The sequence below is a fragment of the Kordia sp. genome (assembly GCF_965283645.1).
In the GTDB taxonomy this organism is placed as follows: Bacteria; Bacteroidota; Bacteroidia; order Flavobacteriales; family Flavobacteriaceae; genus Kordia.
Genome location: NZ_CBDIPG010000001.1, coordinates 2,400,986 through 2,414,228 on the forward strand (window position 1 = coordinate 2,400,986; position 13,243 = coordinate 2,414,228).

Here is a 13,243-nt window from a genome sequence, read left to right on the forward strand (position 1 = left end):
ACGGTGATTTTAACTAATTTTCACTGTATTTTTCATTACTTCTCTCAACAATCTGTTAAGTACACTCATTCAAATTGCTCGTTGACTCATTGCTTGTTTTTTTCGGTTTTTGTTGCCAGTATTTTAGCTCAAATTAAAAAATCATCATGAAAAAAATAAGTTTAGTTCTCTGTTTGCTAGTCACACAATTTATACTTGCACAACACAAAGGAAATTATAATCAAAATACACAAATTTCAAGACAAAATGTACTTTCATCAGCTTATGGGAATGCACGGGTTCATGGACCACAAACCACTAATCCTGCAAGAAATGTGCATCCAAATTCAGCAATTACCATAGATGTTCATGCGCTTTTTAATGCCAAAGCAAGTTCCTATACCGCAATTTTTAATGTTGCACAAATTGGTCCTTCTGCGGATGCTGCAAGTACTTTGATGAACGAGCGTATTACGAATATTAAAAAAGAATTATTGACTATTGGAATTAAAGAAACAGATATTGCTATTGATGTGATTTCGTTTATTCCTGTGTATGAAATTGAAGTAACCAAAAAGCTGTTTAGCACTAAATACAATGAAGTTCCAAAAGGTTTTGAACTGCAACAGAACATTCATATTCAATTTAAAAACACACAACAATTTGAAAAAATATTAGCGGCTTGCGCTTCTAACGAAATTTACAATTTGGTTAAGGTTGATTATTTCATCGAAAATATAAAACAAGTGTATAAAAAATTACAAGATGAATTAATAAAATTGATTCAGGAGAAAAAAGAATATTACAAGCTTTTGGGTTTTGACCTTACAGACTATAATGTAGTGATGGCAGATGATAAGTATTGTTATTTTCCAAAAGATTTTTACAAAAGCTATCAAGCATTTAATAGTATTTCTTTTGAAGCATTAAAGAAAAATAAAGGTGTTACCAAAGCTAAGAAACAAACTTCGTATTACTACCAACCAATTTCATATGAAAACTATGATATTGTGATGAATCCTGCCATTTTAGAACCTGTTGTACAAGTTGGAATGCAAATAAAGTTGGTGTATTCTCCAAAGCCAAAAGAGCAAAAACAACAGCCGAAAACAGAAATAAAGACAGAACATAAATATTATGTGATTTCGCCTGATGGAAAAATTGACGTAAAAGAATTGAATACTAAGAATTAGTAGTACGCATAACCGCCACTGTTATAACCAGATTTGAATTAAAAAATTAAAAAACAATAAGACATGAAAAAACTAAATTTATTCCTGGCAAGTGCATTGTTATTGACAATGTCTTGTAAAGGAAATTCAAAAAACGACACTGCATTATTGGAAGATGCGGTACCGAAAACGGTTATTGAAACTACAGTTTTAGAGACCAAAACAACAAATACAATTAAAGTTGCTTTATTATTAGATACAAGCAATAGTATGGATGGTTTAATTCATCAAGCGAAAGCACAATTGTGGGAAATTGTAAACGAGTTGTCATACGCAAAGTGTGATAATGAAAAACCAAATTTAGAAATTGCCTTGTATGAATACGGAAATGACAATTTATCTTCTGAAGAGGGTTTTATACGACAGGTATTGGCCTTTAGTAGCGATTTGGATGAAATATCCGAGAAATTATTTTCGTTGACCACACGCGGTGGAAGTGAGTTTTGCGGGCATGTAATTCAAACATCCATGGATCAATTAAATTGGGGCGATAATGACAAAGATTTAAAGTTACTTTTTATTGCAGGAAACGAGCCTTTTACACAAGGACGCATCAATTATAAAGATGCTATTACAAACGCGCTTGAAAAAGACGTTGTAGTAAACACTATTTTTTGTGGTGGTTATGAACAAGGAATTTCAGGAATGTGGAAAGATGGCGCCGTCATAGGAAAAGGCGATTATATGACCATTGCACATACACAAAACATTGTACATGTAAAAACACCGTACGATCAACAAATTATGCAATACAATACAAAACTGAATAAAACATATGTTGGTTATGGCAATCTAGGAACAGTGAATACAATACGTCAATCTGCGCAAGATGTGAATGCAATTTCGGTTGATGAAGAGATTGCAGTAGAACGTGCTGTTTCTAAAAGTTCGTCATTATATCAAAATTCATCTTGGGATTTAGTAGATGCTGTTGAAAATGATAAAGTAAAAATCGAAGAATTGAGCAAAGCTGAACTACCAAAAGAATTAAAAAACAAATCAAAAGAAGAGATTACTGCATATGTAAAAAAGCAAAGTGAAGCTCGAAAAGAGATTCAAGGTAAAATACGTGAATTAGATGCAAAGCGTAAATCATATATCAAGCTTCAAAAGAAGGATGATTCTAAGAAGTCAGATTTAGAAAGCGCTATTATCAAAGCTATTAAAACACAAGCAGCTCGTAAAGGTTATGTTTGGTAGTTTTTTAGACCGCTTTACTCTTAGATGTTGAATCACTAGGTTTTTAAAATCTAGAAACTATATAAATAAGTTTAAAAAGAAAACGGCTTGCAATAATTTGCAAGCCGTTTTTATATACTGTTTTGTGTAAGTCTTAGTTAATTGCAGGACAGTTACAATCGTAAGGATCTCTTCTGTCTCCAAAGTCATATCCTAAGGTAATCTGGTGAAAACCGCCATTAGATAATACTAACGAGTTTGCTTGGTATGAATATGTATATGCAAACATAAATTTCTTGTAGTTTACACCAACAAATGGCGTAATGTATTGTAATTTTTGATTGTCTACTTGTGTTCCGTTTACAAATTCAGCTCCATCTAAACTTCTTCTGTATGATAATCCTCCCCAAATAGTTCCGAAGTCTACATCTTTGTAAACTTTCATATTTGCATCAATAGAAGATTCTTGTGTTTCGTCTGTATATTGAAACATTACAGAAGGTTCATATTTCCAATCGCTGTCATATCCACCAAATACATATCCTGTAGATGCTAAATAACGACGTTGATTTTGCGATTCAAATTGCTCTGAAAATAAATCTCTTTTTGTTGGCAATGCATTTTTAATTGTTAAATGCGCATAAAAATCTAAGAAATAGTAAGACGCTCCAAAGTCTACATTAAAATACGTTGCATTTTGTTGTGTACCTGAAATTATTGGATCTGGATTGTTGATAATATCAAAACCTGTTTCGTCTAACGTACCTTGTGTAAATCCTGTACTAATACCAAAAGATAATTGATTTAAATCTACTCTATTTCTTGATAATAATAAGTGATATGCAAATGTTAAGTATGCGCCTTGCTGTGAAAAGTTACCATTGGCATCATTGTACACAATAGCTCCAAAACCAACTTTATCTCCAACTCTTGTATTAAAACTCAATGTTTGTAAAGAAGGTGCATCTTCAACATCAAACCATTGTTGTCTTGCTGTTAACCTCAATTTAGCAGCTGAAGAAGCTCCGGCCATCGAAGGATGAATTAAATATAGATTATCTGAAAGGTAATCTGAATAAACAGGAATACCATCTTGAGAAAAAGAACATTGCATTCCAAATGCGATGGCAACAATAGCTAAGTATTTTTTAAAATTCATTAGTGTTTATCTTTTTGTGTAATAAATGTATGACATACTTCCGCACATCATGCATTCAATGCAACTTATTATTTGATAACGAGGCCTTTAAATATTGTGTTTCAGTTAGTTATATGCAATACTACTATGAAATAGGAGTTTTTACAAAGTAAAATGTTACACATTTGGTCAAATATATAAATTATTTGATAAGAATGTAATTCTTATTTCAATTTATTACTCATTGTTAGCACTAAGATTCTCTTTTTAACAAAACGATTTTCTTTAGCTAGCATTTTTAAGGCACCAATTTATTAAAAACGCATTTATTTCTTAATTATTTTAACATAAAAAATAAATTTATTGCAAAGTGAACTACAAACCTGCATAAATTCCGTTGATACAGTTACACAATACATTGATAATAGTTACTTTTGTAAAAAAATAAAACCATGAGTGGTATTACGATAAGTATAGAAAAAACAAGTAATCCAGCAATTATAAAGTTTGAAGCTAGTTCGTTTTTAACAAGACATAGCAGTTACGAGTTTAAAAATATAGACGACGCAAAAGACTCTCCATTAGCACAGCAATTATTTTACCTTCCATTTGTAAAAACAATTTTTATTTCTGGAAATTTTATAGCAATTGAACGTTATAATATTGTCGCTTGGGAAGATGTACAAACAGAAGTTGCAACACAAATTGAAACTTATATTAATGAAGGAAAAGAGGTCATTAGCGAATCTGCTACGCCTAAAAAAGTAGTTCCTGTTACGGTATATGCGGAAAGCACACCAAATCCGACAGTAATGAAGTTTGTTGCCAATAAGAAAATTATTGATCGTATGCTTGAATTTAAAAGCATTGACGAAACAAAATATGCACCATTAGCACAAGCGTTATTTCATTTTCCATTTATAAAAGAAATTTTTCTTGATAAAAATTACATCTCAATCACAAAGTATGACATGGTTGAATGGAATGATATTGTAATGGAAATTCGTGAGTTTATCCGCAATTATATTCAAGAAGGGAAAGAAGTTGTTTCAAAAGATATTCCTGTAGCACAGAAAGAACAAATTGAATTGTCCGAAGAAAGTTTTGAAGCGTTGGACGATATTTCAAAAGAAATTGTAAATATTTTAGAAGAATACATCAAACCTGCTGTAGCAAGTGATGGTGGAAATATTATGTTTGATTCGTACGATCCAAATTCTAAAATCGTAAAAGTGGTATTGCAAGGTGCTTGTAGCGGTTGTCCATCATCAACAATGACGTTAAAAAGTGGTATTGAAAACACACTAAAAAGCTTGTTAAAAGACCAAGTAAATGAAGTAGTTGCTATTAACGGGTAAATTACAACTTTTATAATTGAAAGAATTACCGTAATTTTATAGCACTTAATTAGTATGTAACCTTTAAATAATAGTATTATGGCAGTATTGAAAGTAATAGAAGTTCTTTCGAATTCAAAGAAAAGTTGGGAAGATGCAACAGCAAAAGCTGTAAAACAGGCGTCTAAATCTATAAAAAACATTAAGTCTGTATACGTACAAGAACAAAGTGCTATTGTAGCTGACGGAGCGGTAGTTGAATATCGTGTAAACCTTAAACTTACATTTGAAGTAAAATAAAACATATAATGCCTATCATATAGAAAAGCGTTGTCAATAGTTGGCAACGCTTTTTTAATACTTATATATTTTTCCATACCTTCAACATATGAAAACTATTCAAACTATTTTAATTGCGCTTGTCGCGATAGAACACGTCTACATTTTATACATTGAAATGTTTTTATGGACCAAGCCAAAAGGCATGAAGACATTTGGGTTGAAATCGAAAGAATTTGCAGAAGAAACTAAAACACTTGCCGCGAATCAAGGATTGTACAATGGTTTTTTAGCCGCCGGATTATTCTGGTCGCTATATACAGGTGATACTACTGTAAGCCTATTTTTCATCATTTGTGTATGTGTTGCCGCTTTGTATGGCGCATATTCTACAAAAAGTAATCGTATTTTAATCGTACAAGGAACGCCAGCATTTATAACACTTGCTGTTTTGTTAATTAATCGATTTTTCATGTAGTTTATAGAAACTAATTCTTTTTATATTGTTACATGAACCTAAAAGTATTTGATTCTCTATTTTTGTTTAAAATTAAAATCTAAAAAAATTATGCAAATTAATGCTCCCGAAACAGCTGATAATAAAGATTGGCTTACTCAATTTAAAGATTCCATGATAGAATATGCGCCAAAAATAGTAGCCGCTTTGGTTATTTTAATTATTGGTCTTTTCGTTATAAATATCATCATACGATTGATAAAACGTATTATGAAAAAACGTGGCATTGATGCTACTTTACAAAAGTTTTTAGGCAATTTACTTAGCTGGACATTAAAGATTTTATTATTTGTTGTTGTAGCTTCAAAATTAGGTGTAGAAACAACTTCATTCGCCGCTGTTATTGGAGCCGCTGGTTTGGCAATTGGACTTGCATTACAAGGTTCATTAGCAAATTTTGCAGGTGGTGTTTTAATCATGATTTTCAAACCGTATAAAATTGGGGATCTTATTGAAGCGCAAGGAGTTCTTGGAGTTGTAAAGGAAATTCAAATTTTCACAACAAAATTAAATACACCAGGAAACAAGTTGGCAATTATTCCTAACGGAGCATTGTCTAACGGAAATATTATCAATTATACTGCGGAAGGTGTTTTGAGAGTTGATCACGTAATTGGTGTTTCATATGATGCTGACATTAAACAAACCAAAGATGTTTTGATGAAAGTATTAACAGCAAATACACAGGTTTTAAAAGATCCTGCGCCAACAGTTAATGTATCTGAACTTGCTGATAGTTCTGTGAATTTTGCAGTACGTCCTTGGGTAAATGCCGCTGATTATTGGGATGTGTATTTTAAAGTTTTAGAAGATGCTAAAATTCAATTAGACGCTGCTGGAATTGAAATTCCTTATCCACACAGTGTTGAAATTCAGAAACAAGGATAAAACAAACGTTTGTTTCAGAATAATATATATAAACAAAAGCCTGATATTTAATTGTATCAGGCTTTTTTGCTTTGTTTTATTTTTTCTTAGGTTTTGGTTTTGTTACGACAAAATCTTTTAGGTAATACGGTTCAAAATAGGCAACATCTTCAACTTCGTTTTTAGCGTGTCTTTCCATTCCTAATGGAATCATATGTTTGGCAGATGGAAAGTAAACTTCATCATAAAAAACTGCATTTTCATGTATAATAATATCTTTACATTTTTCTGCTCCATTACCAATAAAGTGTACTTTTCCTTTCGCTAAATAGTCAGCAAATGCATCTTCCGTAATGATTGTTGCTTTCGTTGCTCTAATTTGTTTGTATGTTGTATCAAATACCGAAGCATAGACTTCCATACGACGCGCATCAAGTAATGAGACAATTACACCATCCGTAATTTTTATTGATTGCGCTAAAATTTCAAGCGTTTCAATGGCAATTAATGATATGTCAGAAGCAAAGCACAATCCTTTTGCTGTAGAAACACCAATACGCAATCCTGTATATGATCCTGGACCTTTTCCAACTACTATAGCCGCTAAATCGTTTGGCGTTATTTTAGCTGTTTGGCAAGCTTCTTTGATAAATACATGAAGTTTTTCCGAATGCGAATAGTTTTTATCATTTTCTTCCTTGAAATATAAAATTTCATCATCATCTGCAATGCAAACTGAACAGTTTGTAGTTGCCGTTTCTATATACAATCGTAATGCCATATGATTTTAACTATTTTGTGCAAAAGTAAAGTGTATTGTATCGTATAACAAACTAAGGACTTAAAAAATCATACTATTGAGTTTCATTAAAATAAAAAAGCATCAACCTTTTTGAAAAGATTGATGCTTTTTTGTGTAATTTATTCTATCGTTTAGATTTTCGTTAATGGAAGTCCAAAATAGAATTCTAGTATTTTTAATCTGAAAATATAGTCAAATTTTGTTCTGACAACATCAGATTCAGCAGCTTCCAAACGTTGTTGTGATTGACTAAAGTCGAACGAATTCATCATTCCTTCACTAAAGCGTTCTGTTGAGTTTCTGTGTGCTTCTCTACGCGACGTTAGTGTTTTTTCAGAAGCTTCATAAGCTTTTAAAGCACCTTTTGCATCATTGTATGCTTGGTTTACCGTTGTTTCTAAATTGATTTTCGTCTGCTCTAAATTAAATTTAGCTCTTTCAATACCAACTTGATTTCGTCGCACATTGTTTCGTGCTCTAAATCCGTTCAAAATTGGAATATTTAAACTTAACCCAAATGAGTGACCTTTGTTATCCGATAACTGATCAAAAAATGGTGGTGGATTAAATAATTCTGAGTTAAAGTATCTGGTATTAAATCCGTAAAATCCTGAGAGACTTGGGTATCTTGCTCCTTTGGCAATTTTTAAGTCGTATTCAGCCAATTCAATACTTGATTCTGCAATTTTTACATCATTACGCACTTCCAATGATCTTTCAAAAATTTGTCTTGGTGTGTTATTCATGATGGTTGTTGTCGGAATCATGTAATCTCCATCAGCAATATCAAAATTTTCATAATCTGTAATTAATAATAATTGCGCCAACGATATTCTAGAGATACGCAATGCATTTTCAGCATTTATAATTTGCTGTTCTTGCGTTGCTGAAGTTGCTTCTATTTCAAATAAATCACCTTTGGCAACAACTCCTTCTTTCACTAATTCTTGTGTGCGACTTAGTTGTTCTTGCGTTACAGCATATTGTGCTTTGTTTACTTTTAAAGATTCTTTATTGAATAATATTTGTAAAAATGCTTGTACAACTTGCAACGAAGTATTGTCTTTAATATCATCAATTTGATATTGATTTGCCAATAAAGCCAAATTTGCTCTGTGCAAACGGTTGATGTTTTGCAATCCATTATAAATAGTAATGTTTGCATTTAATGATCCACTGGAACTCTGAGTTGTTGCTGTAACGTTTTGTCCAGTAACTGGGTTTGGGTTCAAACCAATGTTCCAAGAGTGCGAAATTGACGAATTAATGGTAGGTAAAAATGCGCCTTTTGCATCACTTTTATCAATTTCCGTATTTTGTCTATCTAGCTGTACTAGCTTTATTGAGATATTATTTTCTAATGCGTAATCTACACATTCTTTTAAGGTCCATTTTTTTTGCGCATTTACCGCAGTAATAGATCCTGTGATTAGTAATATATATATTAAAACTCTTTTCATGTTGTTCTCGTTAATGTATTTTTTTTGTGTTAATCGTTAGTTTCATCGTCTTCGCTTTCGTCATTTTCTTTCTCCTCATCTTCTTTTTTGATCGCTTTTACGTTCCAAACTTTTATTTCATCACCTTCCTCTATTCCTGAAAGAATTTCGATGTTTTTTCCATCAGAGATTCCAAGTTCTATGTATTTTTTCTCAAATGTCTGATCACCAGTTTTGATTTCTACATAGGGTTTGTCATCGTTTCTAGAATCAAAACGTAATAACGCTTCGTCTATTACTAAAACATCTTCTTTTTTCTCCAACTCAATAGAAGCATTTGCACTGTATCCTGCTCTGATAAAAAATTCATCATCAAGTGAAACATCTGCTTTTATTTTGAATTGAACTGCGCCACTTTCTTCTACACCTTTTGGTGCTACAAATGTAAGTTTTGCATTGAATTCTTTGTTTTCAATAGCTCCTAAACTCACTTTTAATTCAGAGTTAGGTTTTAGTTTTCCAACTTCGGCTTCATCAACTTTTCCTTCAAAGATCATTTTTCCAAGATCGGCAATTGTAGCAATACTTGTTCCTGCGTTGAACGTGTTACTTTCAATTACTTGATCTCCTTCTTTTACAGGAATTACCAATATTGTACCAGATACAGTAGCTCTAATGTTTGTATTGGCTGATGATCCTCCAACCGAACCTTTTTTGATAATTTGCAAATCACTTTGCGCATTTCTTAAGTTCTGTTTTGCTTGGTTGTATGATAGCTGTGCATTTTCAAATTCTTGTGAAGATATAATTCCTTTATCAAATAGTGTTTTGTTTCTGTCAAAAAGAATTTTTGAATTATCAAGTACAATTCGCAAATTCTTGATTCCATTTTTTGCACTGTTTAATGATTGCTCATTTGGCACTACTTTGATTCTTGCAATTAAATCTCCTGTTTTGATTTTGTCACCTTCTTCAACAAATATTTTTTCAATGATTCCAGAAATCTGAGGTTTAATTTCTACTTCGTCTTCTGGAATTACTGTTCCAGCGGCTACCGTTTTTCTAACGACTGAAGATCTAAACGGTTTTTCTGTTTCAAATACTTCAACATTTGTTTTGTTTGATGAAATAAAGTAACCTGCAGCGGCAACTATTGCTACAACAAATAGGAATAGGAATAGTATTAATAAAAATTTTTTCATTTTTTTGGTTCTTAAATTATAATTTGATATTGATTGATGTTATGGTTATTCTTCTCGTAATGCTTCAATGGGTCTTACACTAACTGCTCTTTGTGCGGGTATGAGCCCAATGAGCGATCCGAGTGTAATCATGATTAGTAATGCCATTCCTATGTATTCCAAACTTACTGTAGGATTGAGGAATGGGAAATCTTCTATATTCTTTGCGAGCGCATTAATTCCTCTTAAAGAAACACCTCCTGCAGTGATTCCTAATGTTCCTGCCAATAAAGTTAGAAACACAGATTCTAATATAATTTGCCCACGAATTTCTCCAGGTGTTGCACCCAAAGCTCTTCGAATTCCGATTTCTTTGGTTCGTTCTTTTACTGTAATTAGTAGGATGTTTCCAATAGCAATAACTCCTGCTAGTATGGTTGCAATTCCTACAATGAGTGCTGTAAATTTTAATCCTTTTACAAACCCTGTGATTTTACCAAACATTTCTCCAAAGTTGGCAGAACCAAAAGCTCTTTCATCATCAGGATGTACTGTATATCTTCGTTTTAGTAATGCCTTTACATTTGCTTCAACTTTTACAATGTCTTCATCTGGATATCCAGCAATAACCATCCAACTGATACGATCTCCTGAGTTGTATACTTTTTTGAATGTTGTAAATGGAATAAAAATTGAATCATCTCCTTCAAAGAAGTCGGTTGTATTTTCTTTGTACACTCCAACTACTTGAAAGTACACATTACTAATTTTTATGTATTGTCCTATCGGATCTTCGTTTTTATCAAATAACTCCGTTAAGATACGTTCACCTATGACACATATTTTTCGATTGTCATCAATATCTTTTTGATTTAGGAAACGTCCTTTTCTTATTTTTTTTCTGGCTATTTTATCTATAATTGGATAATCTCCAAAAACTTTATAACTGCCTGATTTTGTATTATTAACAACTAATGGTGCTGCTGCTCCAAAAACTCCTCTTGCATTACGTGGTGCAACAAAATCAACACCTTCTATTTGATTTGCAATTCTGTAGGTATCGCTTAATTCTAATCGTATACCTCTATTTCTATTGAATCCTCCATAGGGCATTCCTGTTTGTTGTCCCCAAAGAAATATACTATTGGTTGCCATGCCTTTGAAAGCATCATCAAAACCATTTTCCATTCCTTTTGCGGCTCCTTGTAATACGATGAAGAGAAAAATTCCCCATAATACACCGATTATCGTAATAGCCGTTCGTAATTTGTTTTTGCGAATAGCTCCGAATATTTCTTGCCAAGTATCTCGTGTGAATATAAATTTCATCTGTGTTGTCTTTTCATTTTCGTGTTATTCGTCTCTTAACGCTACAATTGGTTTTACTTTTGCAGCTCTCCTCGCTGGAATGTATCCTGCTATTAACCCTGAAATGATTAAGATAACTGTTGCCCAAATAATGGTTCCTTGACTTACGTTTGGATTGGTTATAAACCAATCTTCCAGTTCGGTTCCCATGGAATTTAAAATATAGTTTCCTAGTAAAATTCCTAAGTAACCAAATAGCATTGTTATGATTAATGTTTCTTGTAATATCATTCCAATTACGGAAGCTGGTGTAGCGCCTAACGCTTTCCGAATTCCGAGTTCTTTGGTCCTTTCTTTTACAATGTACACCATAATGTTACTGATTCCGATAACTCCCGCAAGAAGCGTTCCTATTCCGATAACCGTTACTATAATTTGTAATACATTGGCAATTGCTAAGTTTTGTTCTAAGTCTTCAATTACACTACCAATATAAATTCCGTTTTGATCACTCGGTGCTATATTGTGTTTGTTTTTTAGGAATTTTTCAATATCTTTTGAAAGTCTTCTAGCTCCAGAAGCACCTAATTCCATGTTATACGACAAGTTGATTTGATCAATTACTTCTGTATTTTTATAAATCAGTTGTATAGTACTTACTGGCATGTAAATATTTCGTTCTTCTCTATCGCCTCCAGCATCACTAAAGACTCCGACAACACGGTAAATGATTTTGTTTAGGGAGATAAATTTCCCGACTGCATTTTCTTTTCCAAATAAATCTTTTTCTACCAAGCGACCAATAACAGCTATACGTGCATCATTTTTAATGTCGTATTCATTGATGTATCGTCCTTTGTCTATGATTGTTTTTTCTAGGTATTTGTGATCTGGATGTACTGCTCTTACATTGTACGAACCGTATTCACTTTTATATTTTGCTGTAACGCCTTTGTAAACACGCGCTGTTGTGTATTCAATACGATCACCAAATTTTTCTTTGATAAGTGCTAAGTCTTCATTTTCAAACTCAATTCTTCGGTTTTCTTTGAAACCTTTGAATGGTTTTGTGGCAACTCCTGGGTATATGAATAGTGTATTTTGCGCATCATCCTGAAAGAATTTGTAGAATGTATTTTTGAGTCCATTCCCCATTCCGAATAATACTGTAAATATCAAAATTCCAAGCGTAACTGTAAAACCTGCCAAGAGCGTTCTTAGCTTGTTTTTGTTGATGGTTTGGAATATTTCTCGCCAACGATCTAAATCAAACATATTGTGAAGCTCTTACTTGTTCTACCTTTTTATCTTCTAAGATTTTACCATCTTTCAGCATCACAATTCTTTTTGTCATATCTGCAATATCTGGTTCGTGCGTTACCACCAAAATCGTTTTTCCTTCATCGTTGATACTTTGAAGAAAGTCCATTACTTCGTATGATGTTGTTGTGTCTAAAGCTCCTGTTGGCTCATCAGCTAGTAATACTTTTGGCTCTGAAGCAAGTGCGCGCGCAATTGCGACACGTTGCTTTTGACCTCCGGAAAGCTCACTTGGTAAGTGATGTGCCCAATCGGCTAGTCCTACTTTTTCAAGATAGTATAGTGATTTTTCTTTTCTAATTTTTCTGGGAATTCCTTGGTAGTATAATGGTAATGCAACGTTTTCAGCGGCATTTTTATAATTGATTAAGTTGAATGATTGAAATATAAATCCTAAGAATTTGTTACGGTATACAGCCGCCTTTTTTTCACTTAAATTTTTGATCGGAACATTATCTAATTTATATGAACCTTTATCCAGTAAATCGAGCATTCCGATAATGTTTAGCAATGTAGATTTTCCAGATCCGGAAGAACCCATTATTGAAACAAATTCTCCTTCTTTTATATCAAGATTGATTCCTTTGAGTACGTGAAGTTCATTGCTTCCCATACGATAGGATTTGTGTAATTCATCAATTTGAATCATGATTGGGTGGTTTAGT

The 13,243-nt window shown here is 32.6% G+C and carries 13 protein-coding genes; 6 read left to right on the forward strand and 7 right to left on the reverse strand.

Features of this window, described 5'->3' with window-relative positions; all coding sequences use genetic code 11:
* Positions 1–146: 146 nt before the first annotated feature.
* Complete coding sequence (locus tag ACQ654_RS10610) at positions 147–1,172, forward strand: SIMPL domain-containing protein (RefSeq protein WP_430410305.1); 1,026 nt, start codon at positions 147–149, stop codon at positions 1,170–1,172.
* A gap of 63 nt (positions 1,173–1,235) precedes the next feature.
* A complete protein-coding gene (locus ACQ654_RS10615) occupies positions 1,236–2,411 on the forward strand; it encodes a hypothetical protein (protein WP_430410306.1) in 1,176 nt (391 codons plus the stop codon).
* A gap of 133 nt (positions 2,412–2,544) precedes the next feature.
* Here the strand turns inward: ACQ654_RS10615 and ACQ654_RS10620 are convergent, their stop codons facing one another.
* Positions 2,545–3,549 (reverse strand): PorP/SprF family type IX secretion system membrane protein, encoded by a 1,005-nt coding sequence (locus ACQ654_RS10620; RefSeq protein WP_298418936.1) that lies wholly within the window; start codon positions 3,547–3,549, stop codon positions 2,545–2,547.
* Between the two features lie 431 nt (positions 3,550–3,980).
* Here ACQ654_RS10620 and ACQ654_RS10625 point away from each other — a divergent pair, with 431 nt between their 5' ends.
* The 4 genes from ACQ654_RS10625 to ACQ654_RS10640 all read left to right on the forward strand — a co-directional run bounded on the left by ACQ654_RS10625 (position 3,981) and on the right by ACQ654_RS10640 (position 6,549).
* Complete coding sequence (locus ACQ654_RS10625; RefSeq protein ID WP_430410307.1) at positions 3,981–4,886, forward strand: NifU family protein; 906 nt, start codon at positions 3,981–3,983, stop codon at positions 4,884–4,886.
* Between the two features lie 78 nt (positions 4,887–4,964).
* Positions 4,965–5,165 carry a dodecin family protein gene (locus tag ACQ654_RS10630; RefSeq protein ID WP_430410308.1) on the forward strand — a complete coding sequence of 67 codons (201 nt, stop codon included), beginning with the start codon at positions 4,965–4,967 and terminating at the stop codon, positions 5,163–5,165.
* Between the two features lie 88 nt (positions 5,166–5,253).
* Positions 5,254–5,622, forward strand: a complete 369-nt coding sequence (locus tag ACQ654_RS10635; RefSeq protein WP_430410309.1) for a DUF1304 domain-containing protein — start codon at positions 5,254–5,256, stop codon at positions 5,620–5,622.
* A gap of 90 nt (positions 5,623–5,712) precedes the next feature.
* Complete coding sequence (locus ACQ654_RS10640; protein WP_430410310.1) at positions 5,713–6,549, forward strand: mechanosensitive ion channel family protein; 837 nt, start codon at positions 5,713–5,715, stop codon at positions 6,547–6,549.
* Between the two features lie 76 nt (positions 6,550–6,625).
* Here ACQ654_RS10640 and tsaB read toward each other — a convergent pair whose 3' ends face one another.
* The 6 genes from tsaB to ACQ654_RS10670 form a co-directional block, all read right to left on the reverse strand.
* Positions 6,626–7,309 carry a tRNA (adenosine(37)-N6)-threonylcarbamoyltransferase complex dimerization subunit type 1 TsaB gene (gene tsaB / locus ACQ654_RS10645; RefSeq protein WP_430410311.1) on the reverse strand — a complete coding sequence of 228 codons (684 nt, stop codon included), beginning with the start codon at positions 7,307–7,309 and terminating at the stop codon, positions 6,626–6,628.
* A gap of 152 nt (positions 7,310–7,461) precedes the next feature.
* Positions 7,462–8,790, reverse strand: a complete 1,329-nt coding sequence (locus tag ACQ654_RS10650; protein WP_430410312.1) for a TolC family protein — start codon at positions 8,788–8,790, stop codon at positions 7,462–7,464.
* A gap of 29 nt (positions 8,791–8,819) precedes the next feature.
* Positions 8,820–9,971, reverse strand: a complete 1,152-nt coding sequence (locus ACQ654_RS10655) for an efflux RND transporter periplasmic adaptor subunit (RefSeq protein WP_430410313.1) — start codon at positions 9,969–9,971, stop codon at positions 8,820–8,822.
* Between the two features lie 45 nt (positions 9,972–10,016).
* The gene (locus ACQ654_RS10660) at positions 10,017–11,279 is read right to left on the reverse strand and encodes an ABC transporter permease (RefSeq protein WP_430410314.1); all 1,263 of its coding nucleotides are present in this window, start codon (positions 11,277–11,279) and stop codon (positions 10,017–10,019) included.
* Between the two features lie 24 nt (positions 11,280–11,303).
* Positions 11,304–12,533, reverse strand: coding sequence for an ABC transporter permease (locus ACQ654_RS10665; protein WP_430410315.1), 1,230 nt, complete (start codon positions 12,531–12,533; stop codon positions 11,304–11,306).
* The gene (locus tag ACQ654_RS10670; RefSeq protein ID WP_430410316.1) at positions 12,526–13,227 is read right to left on the reverse strand and encodes an ABC transporter ATP-binding protein; all 702 of its coding nucleotides are present in this window, start codon (positions 13,225–13,227) and stop codon (positions 12,526–12,528) included. The genes ACQ654_RS10665 and ACQ654_RS10670 overlap by 8 nt, the downstream gene beginning before the upstream one ends.
* Between the last annotated feature and the right edge of the window lie 16 nt (positions 13,228–13,243).

Excerpts from the sequence above, each read along its gene's own strand:
- ACQ654_RS10660 (WP_430410314.1), bottom strand. The coding sequence starts at position 11,279 with ATGAAATTTATATTCACACGAGATACTTGGCAAGAAATATTCGGAGCT.
- ACQ654_RS10630 (WP_430410308.1), top strand. The coding sequence starts at position 4,965 with ATGGCAGTATTGAAAGTAATAGAAGTTCTTTCGAATTCAAAGAAAAGT.
- ACQ654_RS10640 (WP_430410310.1), top strand. The coding sequence starts at position 5,713 with ATGCAAATTAATGCTCCCGAAACAGCTGATAATAAAGATTGGCTTACT.
- ACQ654_RS10650 (WP_430410312.1), bottom strand. The coding sequence starts at position 8,790 with ATGAAAAGAGTTTTAATATATATATTACTAATCACAGGATCTATTACT.
- ACQ654_RS10665 (WP_430410315.1), bottom strand. The coding sequence starts at position 12,533 with ATGTTTGATTTAGATCGTTGGCGAGAAATATTCCAAACCATCAACAAA.
- ACQ654_RS10610 (WP_430410305.1), top strand. The coding sequence starts at position 147 with ATGAAAAAAATAAGTTTAGTTCTCTGTTTGCTAGTCACACAATTTATA.
- ACQ654_RS10635 (WP_430410309.1), top strand. The coding sequence starts at position 5,254 with ATGAAAACTATTCAAACTATTTTAATTGCGCTTGTCGCGATAGAACAC.
- ACQ654_RS10625 (WP_430410307.1), top strand. The coding sequence starts at position 3,981 with ATGAGTGGTATTACGATAAGTATAGAAAAAACAAGTAATCCAGCAATT.
- ACQ654_RS10615 (WP_430410306.1), top strand. The coding sequence starts at position 1,236 with ATGAAAAAACTAAATTTATTCCTGGCAAGTGCATTGTTATTGACAATG.
- ACQ654_RS10620 (WP_298418936.1), bottom strand. The coding sequence starts at position 3,549 with ATGAATTTTAAAAAATACTTAGCTATTGTTGCCATCGCATTTGGAATG.
- ACQ654_RS10670 (WP_430410316.1), bottom strand. The coding sequence starts at position 13,227 with ATGATTCAAATTGATGAATTACACAAATCCTATCGTATGGGAAGCAAT.
- ACQ654_RS10655 (WP_430410313.1), bottom strand. The coding sequence starts at position 9,971 with ATGAAAAAATTTTTATTAATACTATTCCTATTCCTATTTGTTGTAGCA.
- tsaB (WP_430410311.1), bottom strand. The coding sequence starts at position 7,309 with ATGGCATTACGATTGTATATAGAAACGGCAACTACAAACTGTTCAGTT.